The sequence below is a fragment of the Acidimicrobiia bacterium genome (assembly GCA_035948415.1).
In the GTDB taxonomy this organism is placed as follows: Bacteria; Actinomycetota; Acidimicrobiia; order IMCC26256; family PALSA-555; genus PALSA-555.
This window is the reverse complement of record DASZJD010000094.1, coordinates 1-13490: the sequence shown is the minus strand read 5'-3', so window position 1 is coordinate 13490 and position 13490 is coordinate 1. Positions and strand designations below refer to the sequence as shown.

The 13490-nt window shown below is 70.0% G+C and carries 14 protein-coding genes and 1 tRNA gene; 8 read left to right on the top strand and 7 right to left on the bottom strand.

Annotated elements, in window-relative coordinates:
- Positions 1 to 76: 76 nt before the first annotated feature.
- The 5 genes from VG869_12610 to VG869_12590 are packed head-to-tail and all read right to left on the bottom strand — an operon-like array spanning position 77 to position 5147.
- Positions 77 to 1540, bottom strand: a complete 1464-nt coding sequence (locus VG869_12610) for a penicillin-binding transpeptidase domain-containing protein (protein HEV3452032.1) — start codon at positions 1538 to 1540, stop codon at positions 77 to 79.
- Positions 1537 to 2856 (bottom strand): FtsW/RodA/SpoVE family cell cycle protein, encoded by a 1320-nt coding sequence (locus tag VG869_12605; protein ID HEV3452031.1) that lies wholly within the window; start codon positions 2854 to 2856, stop codon positions 1537 to 1539. The genes VG869_12610 and VG869_12605 overlap by 4 nt, the downstream gene beginning before the upstream one ends.
- A complete protein-coding gene (locus VG869_12600; protein ID HEV3452030.1) occupies positions 2853 to 4013 on the bottom strand; it encodes a Stp1/IreP family PP2C-type Ser/Thr phosphatase in 1161 nt (386 codons plus the stop codon). The genes VG869_12605 and VG869_12600 overlap by 4 nt, the downstream gene beginning before the upstream one ends.
- Positions 4010 to 4453 (bottom strand): FHA domain-containing protein, encoded by a 444-nt coding sequence (locus tag VG869_12595; protein HEV3452029.1) that lies wholly within the window; start codon positions 4451 to 4453, stop codon positions 4010 to 4012. Before VG869_12595 ends, VG869_12600 begins: the two co-directional genes overlap by 4 nt.
- A 43-nt stretch (positions 4454 to 4496) precedes the next feature.
- Positions 4497 to 5147, bottom strand: a complete 651-nt coding sequence (locus tag VG869_12590) for a DUF3662 and FHA domain-containing protein (protein HEV3452028.1) — start codon at positions 5145 to 5147, stop codon at positions 4497 to 4499.
- A 124-nt stretch (positions 5148 to 5271) separates the two neighbouring features.
- Here VG869_12590 and VG869_12585 point away from each other — a divergent pair, with 124 nt between their 5' ends.
- The 5 genes from VG869_12585 (at position 5272) to VG869_12565 (ending at position 9133) form a co-directional block, all read left to right on the top strand.
- On the top strand, positions 5272 to 6057 hold the full coding sequence (locus VG869_12585; protein ID HEV3452027.1) for a glucose 1-dehydrogenase: 786 nt from the start codon (positions 5272 to 5274) through the stop codon (positions 6055 to 6057).
- 431 nt (positions 6058 to 6488) lie between these two features.
- Positions 6489 to 6965 carry a hypothetical protein gene (locus VG869_12580; GenBank protein ID HEV3452026.1) on the top strand — a complete coding sequence of 159 codons (477 nt, stop codon included), beginning with the start codon at positions 6489 to 6491 and terminating at the stop codon, positions 6963 to 6965.
- 3 nt (positions 6966 to 6968) lie between these two features.
- The gene (locus tag VG869_12575; protein HEV3452025.1) at positions 6969 to 7772 is read left to right on the top strand and encodes a hypothetical protein; all 804 of its coding nucleotides are present in this window, start codon (positions 6969 to 6971) and stop codon (positions 7770 to 7772) included.
- A gap of 108 nt (positions 7773 to 7880) precedes the next feature.
- Positions 7881 to 7964, top strand: a tRNA-Leu gene (locus VG869_12570).
- Positions 7965 to 8431: 467 nt separating this feature from the next.
- Positions 8432 to 9133: a glycosyltransferase gene (locus tag VG869_12565; protein HEV3452024.1), complete on the top strand. Its 702-nt coding sequence runs from the start codon at positions 8432 to 8434 to the stop codon at positions 9131 to 9133.
- A 196-nt stretch (positions 9134 to 9329) separates the two neighbouring features.
- On the opposite strand, the gene VG869_12560 is transcribed toward VG869_12565, so the two are convergent.
- Positions 9330 to 11111, bottom strand: a complete 1782-nt coding sequence (locus VG869_12560) for a copper resistance protein CopC (GenBank protein ID HEV3452023.1) — start codon at positions 11109 to 11111, stop codon at positions 9330 to 9332.
- A 17-nt stretch (positions 11112 to 11128) separates the two neighbouring features.
- On the bottom strand, positions 11129 to 11776 hold the full coding sequence (locus VG869_12555; protein HEV3452022.1) for a zf-HC2 domain-containing protein: 648 nt from the start codon (positions 11774 to 11776) through the stop codon (positions 11129 to 11131).
- A gap of 92 nt (positions 11777 to 11868) precedes the next feature.
- Here VG869_12555 and VG869_12550 point away from each other — a divergent pair, with 92 nt between their 5' ends.
- From VG869_12550 to VG869_12540, 3 genes are all read left to right on the top strand, one after another.
- Positions 11869 to 12420 carry a YcnI family protein gene (locus tag VG869_12550; GenBank protein HEV3452021.1) on the top strand — a complete coding sequence of 184 codons (552 nt, stop codon included), beginning with the start codon at positions 11869 to 11871 and terminating at the stop codon, positions 12418 to 12420.
- A gap of 70 nt (positions 12421 to 12490) precedes the next feature.
- Positions 12491 to 12883 carry a cytochrome c gene (locus VG869_12545; protein ID HEV3452020.1) on the top strand — a complete coding sequence of 131 codons (393 nt, stop codon included), beginning with the start codon at positions 12491 to 12493 and terminating at the stop codon, positions 12881 to 12883.
- A gap of 142 nt (positions 12884 to 13025) precedes the next feature.
- A partial coding sequence (locus VG869_12540) for a dienelactone hydrolase family protein (GenBank protein HEV3452019.1) occupies positions 13026 to 13490 on the top strand: 465 nt, incomplete at its 3' end.

The window sequence follows — 13490 nt, the reverse complement described above, 5'->3', positions numbered from 1 at the left end:
GGCACGCGTCGCGCGGTGTCTTGCCGCCGACTGTTGGTTCGACTCGCAGGGGCGCGCCATCGGCGCTGGCGCGCGCTCACGGGATGCCGAGGGCGACCCGCAGCATCCGCGCCGCGATCGGCGCAGCGACGCGACCGCCGGTGGCGTCGTTCCCGGCGCTCCCGCCGTGCTCGACGAGCACCGCCACCGCGAAGCGTGGCGCCTCGGCCGGGGCGAACGCGACGAACCACGCGTGCGGCGACTGGTTCGGCGCGTTCTGGGCGGTGCCGGTCTTGCCGGCGACGGTCACCCCGGGGATCTGCGCGGCGGTGCCCGTCCCGTTCTTGACCACGTTCACCATCATCTGCGTCACGGCCGCCGCGACCTGCGGCGTCGTGGCCGTCATCCACGGCGTCGGGTCGATCCGCCGCACGAGCTTGTCGTTGGAGTCGCGGATCTCCCTCACGACGTGCGGCTGCATGATCACGCCGCCGTTGGCGATCCCGTCAGCGACCAGCGCCATCTGGAGGGGGGTCACGGCCACGTCGCCTTGTCCGACGCCGGCGAACGCGAACAGGGGCTGGTTGCTGCCGAACGACCCGGCCGGCGGCCCGAGGCTCGGGACGGCGCCCGGACTGGCATCGAGCGGAGGGGCCTGCCCGATCCCGAACTTCGCTATGCCGGGGACGAACTGCTCGCCGAGCTGCAGGCCGAGCTGCCCGAAGGTCGTGTTGCACGACACCGTGAAGCTCTCGACGAGACTGCCTCCGCAGGCCTCGCCGCCGAAGTTCTTCAGGGTGCTCGTCGTCTGGGGCAGCGTCAGCTGGGTGCGCACGGCGAAGGTGGTGTCGGGGGTGGCGGTCCCGTTCTCGAGGGCGACGGACGCGGTCACGGTCTTGAAGCTCGAGCCCGGCGGGTACCGCTCTCGGTAAGCGCGTGGGAGCGCCGGCCGGTCCGGGTTCTGCTGGAGCGCGGTGAAGGCCGCTTGGGCCTGGGCCGTGCCGTGGACGACGAGCGGGTTCGGGTCGAACGACGGGGTCGAGTACATGGCCACGATCTGACCCGTCTTGACGTCGAGCAGCACGACCGAGCCCCGTTGAAAGCCGAGCGCGGCTTGCGCGGCCCGTTGCGCGTCCGCACGCAGCGACAGAACGGCTGTGCCGGTGATCTGGTTGCCCGACAGGAGCCCGCCGACGTTGTTGAACTGGAGCTGCAGGCTCTGGCCGGTGAGATCGCGGCTGTAGGTCTTCTCGACGCCGGTCGCCCCGAACACGAACGATTGGTACCCGACCACCTGCGAGAACAGCTCACGCGTGGGGTACTCGCGCAGGTACTTGAAGACCGTGCCGTCGGACACCTTCACCGAATGGGCGACCACGGTGCCGTCGGCGGTGACGATGTCGCCTCGCGCCCGGTTGGCGTTCTGGAGCAAGGCTCGGGTGTTGTGGGGATTGTGGTTGAGGCTATTCGCGTCGACGATCTGGAGGTATGTGAGCTGACCGACGAGCACGAGGAGGAGTACGACGAGCGCGACCCCAAGCTTTCGGATGGCCGGGTTCACGGGGCGCGCGCCACGGCGCCGCGCCGTCGCGCCGGCGTTCCGCGTGCGTTGTCGTCCGAGATCCGGAGCAGCAGCGCGAGGATCACCCAGTTGGCCACCAGCGATGAGCCGCCGTACGAGATGAACGGGAGCGTGACGCCCGTGAGCGGGATCGTGCGGGTCACGCCGCCGATGATCACAAAGCTCTGGAGTCCGATGATCGCGGTGAGCCCGGTGGCGAACAGCTTCGGGAACGGCCGATCAGCTCGCACCGCGATCCGCAGTCCGGCGCCGACGAACAAGAGGATGGCCACGAGGACAGCCACGCCGCCGAGCAGGCCGAGCTCCTCGCCGATCGACGCGAAGACGAAGTCGGTGGCTGCGTTCGGGATCTGCTTCGGGTTGCCGAGGCCGAGGCCAGTCCCACCGAAGCCCCCGGCGGCGAAGCCGAAGAGACCCTGCACGAGCTGGTAGCCCTTGCTGTTTGCGTACCGGAACGGGTCGACCCAGGTCTGGACCCTCGTCTGCACGTGGCCGAACGCCTGGTAGGCGACGAGCGAGGCCGCGAGGAAGAGAACGACTGCGAAGAGCGTGTAGGCGGCGCGGTCGGTCGCGACGTAGAGCATCACCCCGCACAGAGCGAACAGCAGCATCGCCTGTCCGAGGTCGGTCTCCCGGACCATGATCAGGATCGAGATGCCCCATGCGAGCAGGAGCGGACCGAGGTGGCGCGGCTCGGGAAGGTGCAGGCGGCCGATCCGACGGGTGCCGCTGGCGAGCAGCTCACGCTTGTCGACGAGGTAGGCCGCGAAGAAGAGCACGAGCATGACCTTGGCCGCCTCACCCGGCTGGAAGTTGACGGGGCCGATCCCCACCCAGAGTCGGGCGCCGTTGATCGTCTTGCCGAGACCCGGCGCCAGCGGCAGCAGCAGCGCGACCATGCCGAGGAACAAGAAGGTGTACCGGTAGCGCTCGAGGGTCCGGATCCGTGGGACCAAGAGGAGGGTCAGCACGAAGGCGACGATGCTGACCGCGGTCCAGATGGCCTGGATCCGTCCGAGCCCGCTGTCGATGCGGGCCACCGTCACGAAGCCGAGGCCGTTCAGGAGCGCGGCCAGCGGCAGGAGAACCGGATCGGCCTCTGGCGCCAGCCGGCGCACGGCGACGTGGGCACCGAGGAAGAGCCCGAGAACGGCGACGAAGATCACCCAGAGGTCGGGGGGCACGTCGGGCTTCTGGGCCAATTGCACGAGCAGGTAGCCGAAGGCGGCCACGATGACGGCGAGGACTCCGAGGCCGAGCTCGGACGTCCGGCGGCGCGTCGGGGCGGTGCTCACGTCGTTGGCGGGGCGGCGGTCGTCGGCGTCGGGTGCTGGACCGCCCGACGGCGGAGCTGGCGAACGTACGCACGCGCGTCACCAAGCGACGAGAACTGGCCGTGCCCGCCCTTGACCTGTTGGCGCTGCTGCGGCGGGAGGTCGTTGACGAGCACGTTCGTGCGCTGCTCGAGGGTCGGGTTCCAGATCAGGACGCCCCCCTGGCGGCCACGGAAGATGGCGACATTCCCGAGGTCGGACCCGACGTAGTAGGTGTTCCGGGCGTACCACGCGACGACGCCGAGGCCGACGCCGACGACCAGGAGAATGGGCAAGGCCCAGCGGAGGATGCGGAACCAGCGTCGCTGTCGCAGGGGCACGCGCCCGGCCGGGGGCGCCGGCTCGACCGCGGGCGGCTCCTCGGCTGGGGCCGGCTGAACGGCGGGCAGGGACGCGGTGGCGTCCTCGTCGTCCACGACGTCGACGACCAAGGCGGTGACGTTGTCGATCCCACCGGCCTGGTTGGCGGTCTCGACGAGGCGCCGGGCCGCGGCCGCGGGATCGAGCTCACTCGAGAGCACGTCGGTGATCTCGCCTTCGGTCACCATCCCGGTCAAGCCGTCGGAGCAGAGCAGCAGTCGGTCGCCGCTCGACACCTGAACCGGGTACAGATCAACGTCGACGGCGGGCTCGATCCCGAGCGCCCGCGTGATCATCGACCGGCGCGGGTCGCCCTCGGCCTCGACCTCAGTGAGCTCGCCCGCCTGGATGAGCTCCTCGACGAGGCTGTGGTCGGTCGTGACACGCCGGAGCTCGTGGTCGTGGAACACGTAGGCCCGGGAATCTCCGACGTGGCCGAGCAGGAGCGTGCCACCGGCGGCCAGCGTGCCGGCGGTGAGGGTGGTGCCCATCCCTCGGAGCCGCTCGTCGGTCGTCGACTTCTCGTACACGGCGTCGTTGGCCGAGTTGACGGCGTCGCGTACGCCGGCACCCGAGCCGACGGCGGCGCGCAGCGCCTCGAGCGCGGTGGCGCTGGCCACCTCGCCGGCCTGATGGCCCCCCATCCCGTCAGCGACGGCGACGAGCCCCAGCTGGTCGTCGACCAGATAGCCGTCCTCGTTGTGACCACGGACGCGCCCGACATCCGTCGCGGCGCCGACGACCAGCCGAAGCGTCATCGGACGACCTCGGCCACGGTCTGGCCGAACTGGACTCGGTCGCCGCGGCGCAGTCGCGTCGCAGACGTGACCGGGCTGCCATTGAGGTAGGTGCCGTTCCTCGATCCGAGGTCCTCGACGAGCACTTCGTCGCCGCGCCGGAAGACGCGAGCGTGGAGTGTCGAGACGTAGTGGTCATCGGGAAGCACGATGCTGCAACCGCCACCACGTCCGACCGTGATCTCCTCCCCGAGTTGGTAGAGCTCACCCTCGTGTTCCTGCGGCTCCAGGATCCGCAGGCGAACGCCCTTCCTCGTCTTGCGGTCCCGGCGGCCGTCCGCCACTTCGTCCGCCTCGGGGGCGCGCAGCTCGCGCACGACGACCTGGACGACCCGGAACAAGAAGAGGTACAGGAGGGCCAGGAAGCAGAACTTGAGGACGGTCAGGACCGACTCGGGCACGGCACCCCCGCGTCCAGCGCCGCCTCGCGGCGGCGCTGGTGGCTCACGATTCCTCGAACCGCAGCGTCGTCGATCCGATGCGGAGCTCGTCGCCGTCCTGCAGGACGTGCTCGCGCACCGCGGCCCCGTTCACGACCGTCCCGTTCATGGAGCCCAAGTCGGCGACGAGGAAGCCATGCCCCGCGGGTCGGATCTCGGCGTGTCGTCGGGACGCCCGCGGGTCTGCGATCACGACGGTCGAGTCCGGGGAGCGCCCGATGAGCGCGGGCTCCTCCCCGAGGGGAATGCGCCGGCCGTCCGGCAGCACGAGTGAGCCGACTCGCCCGCCCTCGTGGATCTCCGCCGCGATGTCGCACTCGCCGGCTCGCAGCTCGTCGTCGGCGACGAGCGTGACGGTGACCGGCCCCACGAAGTGGTAGCCCTCGGAGCGGGCGTGCTCGCGGGCGACCTCGGCGAGCTCCCGGGCGAGGACGTCAGCGAAGTCGTGGAACCGGTCGAAGTCCTGCGGGGCCAGGTACACGCCCAGATTGTTCGGGGCGATCGGCACGCCGTCGACCCCGACGGTGCGCTCAGAGTCGAGGGTCCGGGTGACCTTCCGGCCGACCTCGACCGGCTGGAGGCCGCTCGGGAAGGCCTTCCCGAACGTGCCCTCGACGAGCTGCTCGAGCCTGCGTTCGAAACCCTGGAGTCCCACGGCCAGCGAGTGTACGGCGGCGGCGCCCGGAGAACGCTGCCAGACTCACGCCCCCCGAGGAGATCAGCGTGATGACTGAGCACTCAGGGTGCCCATCCCGTCCGGACCCGCAGGGGGCCAGAGAATGACGACCCGGCAGCTCCCCGAGTTGTTCGACCTGACTGGCCGAGTCGCCGTGGTCACGGGCGCCACGAAGGGGATCGGGCGCGCCGTGGTCGAGGGACTCGCCCGCGCCGGGGCGTCCGTCGTCGTGTCGAGCCGGAAGCAAGAGCGGTGCGTCGCCGTCGCCGCCGACGTAGCCGCCGCTACCGGACGCGACGCGGTCGGGCTGGCCTGCCACGTCGGCGAGTGGGACGCCATTCCCGCCTTCGTCGACCGGGTCTTCGAGCGCTTTGGGCGGATCGACGTGCTCGTCAACAACGCCGGCATCAACCCCGCTTCGACGCCCGTCGTCGACCTCACGCTCGAGTACTGGCGCAAGCTGCAGGCGGTCAACCTCGAGGGGCCGTTGCGGCTCAGCGCGCTCATCGCGCCGCGGATGCGAGACGGCCAGGGAGGCAGCATCATCAACGTCTCCTCGGTCGGCGCGTACGTCGGCGGCTGGGGGAACGGCGCCTACGCGGCCAGCAAGGCTGGCCTTGTCGTGCTCACGAAGGTCATGGCCCGTGAATGGGCGCCATGGAAGGTGCGCGCCAACGTCATCTCGCCAGGACCATTCGTCTCTGAGATGATGCTGGGCGCGGAGCGCGCCAGCCCCGGGCTCCTCGAGCGGACGGCGGCAGCCACGATGCTCGGGCGGGTCGCGGAACCGACCGAGATCGTCGGCGCCGTCGTCTACCTCGCGAGTGACGCCTCGTCCTTCGTCACCGGAGAGGACCACGTCGTGTCCGGCGGGATGCTGCGAAGCTGACTCGTACGCTCCCTCGCCGCGCGGGCGAGTGGCGGAATCGGCAGAGGCGCAGGATTCAGGTTTCTCGGGCTCCTGCGCCTTCGTCCGCATCGGTAACGCATACTCCCGTTGACCTGCTTGTGCGTGCCGTTCCCGCGAGTCGCCGTGACCCGCCGTCCCGGCGGGCGGTACCGCGGCGCGCCCCGCTGTTCCGGGTGACCGCTGGCTTCGGCAGGATTGACAGGTGGGTGAGACCGGCGCATGGTTTGGGGTGAAGGGCCCGACGGGCGGCGTCGGGGGGTGGTCAGGGTGGGTGTCGGCAACTTCCGGTCGGCCGCCCGTGGTTCTCGTGATCGAGGTCGGCGGTATCGCGGCAGCATGCGCGGGCGCTGGGGCGTAGAGCGCGCCGCCCGCGCCGATCGGCGACCGCCCATCGGCACGTGGGGATGGTGATGACCGAGCCGTTCGTTCCGACGCATCGGGTTCCTGCGGGAGGGCTGTGGGCCTGGAATGAGCCCGACCCGACCCGGTCGGCAGACGCGACCTTGGACGCTGGTCTCGAGGTGCGTGTCTTGGAGCAGCGCGCTGATGGCTGGGCCAGGGTGTTGTGTTCCAACGGGTGGTCCGCGTGGACGGACGGCCGGCGGCTCGTGGCCCTGGACGCGCCTGCCGAGGCAGCCGACGAGGTGCTCGCGGTCCTGGAGGGCACGCTCGGCGAGTACGGGCGGCTCCTCGACGACCTCGCTGCCCGGCGCCTTGACGCCGACACCTTCCGGCGCAAGGCGTTCGAGATCGGCCTCGTGGTGCGCGATGACACCGCGTGGCTCGTTGACCTGCAAGGTCAGCGGGTCCACCGCTACGACGGGCTGAGTCTGCAAACGCTGGAACTTCCGGCCCGCGCTCCGGACGAATCGTCGGTCGAGGACTGAGCGATGGGAGCAGTCCCCGGGTTTGAGGCCCAAGTGCTGGATCAGTGGATCCAGGGCCTCCAGACCCTCCAGCAATCCGCTGAGCGCAGCTTGCAGGCCCAACTCAGTAAAGGAATCGACCCGAACTTTCGATGGGCCGTCGAGGATTCCGGGGGGTGGACCGAACAGTCCTCCATCGACCTGGCCCGCCAGGAGATCGCCGTTGTCCGAGCCCAACTGGCCCAGGCCCGAGCCATGGTCGGCCAGAGCAGCCAAGCGATCGTGGACTTCTTCCGCGCGAACGTCTACGACAGCTGGTTCAGGGCTCGGATGGGGCTGTCGGGCGTGGCGCCGGCCGTCGAGGCCGAGGCCGAAGGGTTGGTCGCAGGCGTCGAGGAAAACCCGGCGGCCTTGGTCACGATTCCCGTGGCCGTGGGTGCGGCACGGGCCGCCGCCGGGCAGACGCTGCGCGCCCTCGTCGCGGGAGGGATCCGGGGGGCCCCCGGCGGCTGGGCGGGTGTGGGGGCCGGCGTCCTCATCGCGGCCCTGCTCGCGCTCGGTGGGTGGGCATGGAGCCGCAGCGGATCGAGTGGCGGCGTCAAGACGGTCCACCCAAGCGCTTCCACCACGCTCACGTTGCCAACGACATCGACGACGTATCCGCTCTACCAGGCGCCCCCGCAGTACACGGTGCCCCCGTCCGTGCCGCAGCCAGGAGGCCCATCGCAGCAAGGAGGCCCATCGCAGCCGGGCACGCCACCCACAACCCACCACGTGATCATCTGTGACCCCATTGAACCGCACCAGCCGTGTGTCCCGAGTAGTTAGACCACCCGCGATTACCAATGTCGACCAGGAGACGCGAGCAGCGGAGGCAGTATCGCTCGGGCCCGAGTCTCGGGCGCGTGTCCTCTGAAAGTAGGGTCTTCGCCTGCCGGGCGAGTGGCGGAATTGGCAGACGCGCAGGATTCAGGTTCCTGTGTCCGCAAGGACATGGGGGTTCAAGTCCCCCCTCGCCCACGGACGCATGTCCTGTCGCAAGACATCGGAGGCGGATGTCGCGAGACGGACGGCGCGTAGTTCACGGCCGGGGCCAGTAGTCGCGGGTCGGGTCGAGGGGGAGTTGGCCTTCGTTGTCGAATATTCGGATGTCTCGACCGGCAACGAGCATCCCAGCCGAGAACTGTCCGAACCGCCGCACTGGGGAGCCTGACCAAGGACCTGCCGGCTGCTTTTCGACGGGCTCCTGAGTGAACGCGCTACTGGTCGCGTCCGCTGGCGGTCATCTGTCAGAGCTCGTCCGTCTTCGTCGGCGCATGGCCGGCGTGGACCATGTTGGGTGGGTTACGTCCCCCGGAGAACGGGCCGAGGAGTTGCCGGTCTCCGAGCACGTCTATCTAGCCCCGCACTTGCCGCCGCGCGATTGGCGCGGTGCGTTGGCAGCCCTTGGCCCGGCTCGCCGACAGGTAGCCGAGGGTTGGGACTTCGTGCTCAGCACGGGCGCGGCGATCGCCGTTCCGTACCTCGCCGCGGCCCGGCTCACTGGGCTCCCGGCCCATTTCATTGAGAGCGCAGCCCGCACCACGGGACCGTCGCTCACGGGCCGCCTCGTCGCCGCGGTTCCTGGCGTACGGCTCTACAACCAGTCCCGCGGTTGGAATGGAAGTCGCTGGCATTTCGCCGGCTCGGTCTTCGAGGCATTCTGTCCTTCCGTTCCGAGAAGAACGCCGAATCGACCCCTGCGAGTCGTCGTGATGCTCGGGACGATGCGCTTCACATTCGATCGACTTGTCCGCGGAGTGTTGCGAGCGCTGCCCGAGGGGGCCGAACTCACGTGGCAGGTCGGCCATACCGAACCACCAAGAGCTGATACAGCGGTGACCCGCTTCCTGACCCACACGGCTCTGACCAAGGCAATCGCCGAGGCCGACGTCGTCGTGTCGCACGCTGGCGTGGGTTCGGTCTTGCTTGCACTTGACGCGGGTCGCTGTCCGGTCGTCATCCCCCGACGGGCTACCTATCGAGAGCACGTGGATGACCATCAAGTCGCAACCGCTTCGGCGCTGGCCGAGCTTGGGCTGGCCATCTCCCGAGATGCGGATGACCTCGAGACTGATGATCTGATCGCGAGCGCAAGCAGCGCGGTCGAACGGCTCGAGAACCTGCCAGCACTTCAGCTGCGGATCTGATCCGCGGCAGCTCCATCGTCCTGCTCCCTCGTTCGTCCGGGTCGAGCTCGCCAGGCCCGCCCGGACCGGGCCCGCTAGCCCAGCTGCGGAAGCTACGAGGCCGCCCACCGCGGTACTCGTACCGAGCCGTGCCTTTCGGCATTCACTCAGGGCATCGATGAGACCGACTCGTTCGCGCCCAACTCAAACTCGTGTTTTACGCGATCGGGACCGTTCCGACGAGCGTGACCTCGGTGAACGGGTCGGTTTGGGCGTGCGCGGTGATGCGCCAGTTGCCTTGAAAGGGGATGGTGAAACCTGGTGACAGGTAGTGGCCGGGTCCAAGGCGTCGCATCGGGATCGTCAGGGGCGCGATGTGGCGATTGGGGTAGTCGATGGTCGTGGTGAGGTTCAGCAGATTGGTGGGCGCGCCGCTGGGCAGGATGGCCGTGACGTGGACGTCGTTGGCGCCCGGCGCGACGCCGGGTGCGACGGTGACGTCCACCCAGACTTGGGACGCCTTCAGCGTGACGCCCGCCACGCCCCCGTTGCGGTTGGCGGCGGCGACCTTCGCCGGGGCGGCGTTGACGAGCAGCGCCGTGACCGCGATGACGGCGACGCCGAGCAGCACCTCCGCGACGACCGACCGCTTGAGCCGCTTGAGCTCGAACTCCTCGTCGATCTCCCAGTCCTCGTCGTCGAACTCCGCATTGGACGAGTCCTGAGCGCCGGATCGGTCGTCATCGGCGCCGCCGGCCACGACCGGCACCCGGCGATCCTCGCGGCCGGGCGCCCGGGAGGGGAAGAGGAAGCCGACGACCTGGCGACTGAGGGCCCCGAAGACGACCAGGATCAGAACGAGGAACAGCTTGACCATGAGGGTGTGGCCGTAGGTGGTCGTGCGGAGGGCGTGGAAGGTTCGAACCTGACGCCACGACTGAAAGCTGCCGCTGATGACGAGCGCCGCGACACAGCCCACCGCAGTGCGCGAGAAGCGCGGGACGACCTCACGGAGTTGGTCGACGGGCCGTCCGGGGAACACCGCGTAGGCCAGCACCGCGAGCCCGCCGAGCCAGACGGCCATGGCGTTGATGTGGACGAGGTCCCCGGTGATCGCGACCGGGGTGTAGTCGCCGGTGTGGGCATGGCCTGACAGCGCGAACGTGAGCGCGAGGACGCCCGCCAAGCCGACCGCGGCGGGCCGGGCCCAGGTGGGCACGGGATGCCGGGCCGGATCGCGGAGCAGGAGGCGCAGCAAGGGGACCGAGCCGACGAGGAGCGCGAGGCGCAGGACCGACATGTGCCCGAATTGGGTGCCAAGGACTCCCCGGATGAGATCGGTGCGGAGCAGCGCGTCCAGTTTCAAGCCCGCGCCGTAGACCCCTTGGACGGGTATCAGTACGACCGTGACGGCGGCGGTGGTGATCCAGCCCGCCCAGAGCAGCTGAGCGGTGCGGCGCAAGCCACGAGCGTCGGGCCAGACGAAGAGGGCGAACGCCACCGCGCCGACGAGAAGGGCGACGCCGGCATACAACGTCCCGCGCAGGACGCCGTAGACCACGCCGACGGTCTGGTCGCCCTTCTGGTTGTGCAGCAAGCTCTGCGCCAGCCCGGTGACGTTGGGCGCCGTGGCGTTGGCGGCCAGCCCGACCTGGAACGCGAACGCGCCCTCCACGGGGTGGGTGTCAGCGGAGATCACCCGCCACGTGACCACGTAGGCGCCGTCGGCGAGATGGGGGCGGACTCCGACGCGGACGGTGTCGCCGCTGGCACTGATCGCTCCCGAGTCGACCCGGTTGCTCCTGCTGTCGTACACGCGGATGGACCCGGGGCTGACGGTGACCTGCTCGTTGTACCGCAGGCTCACGGCTCGTGGTGGCGTGGTGAGCACCGCTCCCTCACCTGGGACCGTCTGGAGCAGCACCGCGTGCGCGAAGGCCGGCGTCGCCAGCATCACCACGAACGCCGCCGAGAGCCCGCCCAGGGCGCCAACGCGCACGAGAGCGCGACGCGAGGTCACGCGAGGGAGATCTCCGGGTCGACCCCTCGGTCGGCGCGGTCCAGCAGCCACAGGCCGACCAGGCCGAGGACCTCGACGAGATGTGGGAACTCGGCGGTCCAGGCGACCGCACCGGTGCTCGTGTCGGCGATCGCACTCCCGACGAGGCACACCACCAGGACCGTGGCCAGCGGCAAGAGCCCGGCGATCCGCTCCGGCCGCCATGCCGCGACCAGCAAGCCGATGGCGAGCGCCACCCCGAACGAGCCCAGGTGGCGAGCCTGGTGCACGGGCAGGCCGGCGTCGCTTCCCAAGACGAGCGCCGGGGTCGACAGGCCGAGCTGGAGCAAGCCCAGCACGCCCACGCCCAGTCGAAGCCCTTGGGTCGCTGGTGCCGGCTGAGCCCCGTCGCCGATCGTGCCGAGGATCCGACCGGTCAGGTTCGGTACGAGCGGGGCGGGAGTCAGCCTCACCCGCCGATTCAGCACGTCCGCCGCGGTCTGGTACTCCCGACAGCCCGGACAGCCAAGCAGGTGTTGCTCGAGGACGGCCCGAGCCACCGGCAGGTCCTCGCCATCGAGATCGGCCGAGATCGCAGCACGCATCTGTACACAGTCCATGCCCAGATAGTCGCCGCCGGAGGCGCCGGAGTTCCCCCGGTCCACAATTTCGCCGGTCGAAGAAAGCAAATCTGGGAACTCGCCGGGCCGGTCAAGCGACTACCTCACGACCCGTTCCACCACAAGGAGAGCCCCGAATGAGCCATCCCGGTCGCCGCTCGCGGATCCTGAGCGCACTTGCCGTCCTCGGGGGCGTGGTCCTTACGGCGAGCCCGGCGTGGGCACACGTCGAGATCGACCCGGGTTCCGAGCCGAAGGGCAGCACCGCCGTGTTCTCGTTCCGGGTCCCCAACGAGGAGCCGAACGCCAACACGGTCAAGGTTGACGTCCAGTTCCCCCTCGACCATCCCTTCGCCAACGTCCTGGTGGGCCAGAAGACGGGGTGGAGCTTCACCTCCCAGAGCCAAACGCTGGCCAAGCCGATCACCACCGACGACGGCACCTTCACCAGCGCCGTCACCGAGGTCACCTGGACCGCCACGAACGGCGGCATCGCACCGGGGGCGTTCGACCTCTTCCCGGTCTTCGCCGGTCTGCCGAAGAACACGAACAAGCTCACGTTCAAGGCGATCCAGACCTACAGCAACGGGGACGTCGTGTCGTGGATCCAGCTTCCGACCAAGGGCGCACCCGCTCCTCAGCATCCCGCACCCGTCCTCCTGCTCACCAAGGCCGCGAGGGGCGGCTGAGCGCCCGGACAGAGTCGGAGCGAGAGCGCCTGTGGTTGCGCCGTCCGCTCCGCCGGAGTAAGAGCGAGCCGTGCCTCACCGGTGGCACCTGCGGGCGGGAACGGGGACACTTGCGATCGCCGCGGTCGTCGCGCTCACTGCCTGCGGCGGGGGTGGCGGAGGCGCGAGCACCTCGGCGCCCCTTCCCACCGGCGCGTTGGCCCACGACCCGACCCTGCTTGCCGGGCGCAAGGTCTACACGGCCGAGTGCGTGACCTGCCACGGCCTTCGCGGCCAGGGCGGCGTCGGGCCATCGTTCACGATGGGCCGACTGGTGCGTGACTTTCCCAACGCGGAAGACCAGGTCACCTTCGTGTCAAACGGCAAGGGAGTCATGCCCGCCTTCGGCGCGGGCATCCTCAGCCGCCGACAGATCCAGACGGTCGTCGCCTACGAGCGACAGGTGCTGTCGCGCGCCGGCTGAGCCGAACTCCCGGTACACCCGCGCCCGTTCGCCCGGTGCGTTGTCGATGGGGCTCGCGCCACGGCCGGTGGCGCCGCTCCAGGCTCGCCACCGCACGCCCGCGTCGGGAGGATCACCTCCTCGCGGCCGGTGAGCTGGTGCCGTGACGTCGCACCAAGCGGTCGAGGTCCGAGCGGGGGATGCGGTCGTGGGGGCGGACCTGCGACTCCCCGAGGACGCGCGCGCAGTGATCGTGTTCGCCCACGGCAGCGGGAGCAGCCGCCACAGCCCCCGCAACCAGCAGGTGGCGCGCCGGCTCGAAGGGCGCGGGTTCGGCACGATGCTCGTCGACCTGCTGACGCGGGACGAGGAAGCGATCGACGCGCGAGCAGGTCGTCTGCGCTTCGACATCCCGCTTCTTGCTGGGCGGCTCGTGGCCGCGGTCGCGTGGCTCGACGACCGGGCCAGCCGGACGGCGGCAGTCGGCTACTTCGGTGCGAGCACCGGCGCCGCGGCGGCGCTCGTGGCCAGCGCCCAGCAGGGAGATCGGATCGGCGCGATCGTGTCGAGGGGCGGACGACCCGACCTTGCCGCCGACGCACTGCCAGCCGTGCTGGCCCCGACGCTG

Coding starts and splice junctions, on each gene's coding strand:
- VG869_12550 (HEV3452021.1), top strand. CDS start 11,869: ATGAGCCATCCCGGTCGCCGCTCGCGGATCCTGAGCGCACTTGCCGTC.
- VG869_12580 (HEV3452026.1), top strand. CDS start 6,489: ATGACCGAGCCGTTCGTTCCGACGCATCGGGTTCCTGCGGGAGGGCTG.
- VG869_12585 (HEV3452027.1), top strand. CDS start 5,272: ATGACGACCCGGCAGCTCCCCGAGTTGTTCGACCTGACTGGCCGAGTC.
- VG869_12575 (HEV3452025.1), top strand. CDS start 6,969: ATGGGAGCAGTCCCCGGGTTTGAGGCCCAAGTGCTGGATCAGTGGATC.
- VG869_12600 (HEV3452030.1), bottom strand. CDS start 4,013: ATGACGCTTCGGCTGGTCGTCGGCGCCGCGACGGATGTCGGGCGCGTC.